Annotated in this window: 1 protein-coding gene; it reads left to right on the top strand. The window is 43.1% G+C overall.

The window, feature by feature from the left end; all coding sequences use genetic code 11:
• A partial coding sequence (locus HMPREF0367_RS05635; RefSeq protein ID WP_035402102.1) for a VirD4-like conjugal transfer protein, CD1115 family occupies positions 1-1,123 on the top strand: 1,123 nt, incomplete at both ends.

Genomic DNA, 1,123 nt, shown 5'->3' with positions numbered 1-1,123 from the left:
CATAAGCGGAGGATTTCCGGAGATAGCAGCCAATCTTGCGACACTCTTTGATAATCCATTTTCCATAAAATTATGTGGGGACAGCCTGAAAACTGTCCTCATTTTGCTTTTGTGCTATGGAATGGGTATCGGGATTTATTTCTCAACAAGAAAGAATTACCGCAGACGAGAAGAACACGGTTCTGCCAAATGGGGCAATGTCAGAGCCATTGATAAAAAATACCGACAAAAGCCACTATCAGAAAATAAGCTGATGACTCAGAATGTGTGCATTGGACTTAATGCCAAGAAGCACAGACGAAATCTGAATACGCTTGTGTGCGGTGGCTCCGGTGCAGGTAAGACGAGGTTTTATGCAAAGCCTAATATTATGAATGCTGCAAGAAACAGCTATGTGATATTAGACCCGAAAGGGGAAATCCTGCGAGATACGGGACATCTTCTTGAGAAGAAAGGTTACGAAGTGCGTGTGCTTGATTTGATTTCAATGGAGAAAAGCCATTGTTACAATCCTTTTGTTTATTTGCAGAATGACAATGATGTGCAGAAGCTCGTAACCAATCTTTTTAAGAGTACCACTCCGAAAGGTTCACAGAGCAATGACCCATTTTGGGATACGGCAGCGTCAATGCTTCTGCTTGCACTTGTATTTTATCTGCATTATGAAGCACCGCCGGAAGAACAGAATTTTGCAATGGTAATGGAAATGCTCAGAGCCGGGGCGATTGAGGACGAGGACGACCCAAGTCCTTCTCCGCTTGATAATCTGTTTTCAGATTTGATGATAGATAATCCTGACCACATTGCTTTGAAGTATTACCACTCTTATCATTCCGGTTCTTCCAAAACATTAAAATCCATACAGATAACCCTTGCAGCAAGGCTTGAAAAGTTCAACTTGGAGAGTCTTGCTGCTCTTACTTCTGCCGATGAACTGGATTTGCAGTCACTCGGAGAGAAAAAGGTGGCTCTGTTTGCACTGATACCGGATAACGACTCCAGTTTCAACTTCTTGGTATCCATTCTTTACACACAGCTCTTTCAGCAGTTGTTTTATGCAGCCGACCATATCCACGGCGGCTGTTTGCCGATGCCTGTTCATTTTATGATGGACGAATTTGCC

The organism is Faecalitalea cylindroides ATCC 27803, assembly GCF_000469305.1.
Lineage (GTDB): Bacteria > Bacillota_I > Bacilli_A > Erysipelotrichales > Erysipelotrichaceae > Faecalitalea > Faecalitalea cylindroides.
This window is presented reverse-complemented; position numbering and strand designations above follow the sequence as displayed.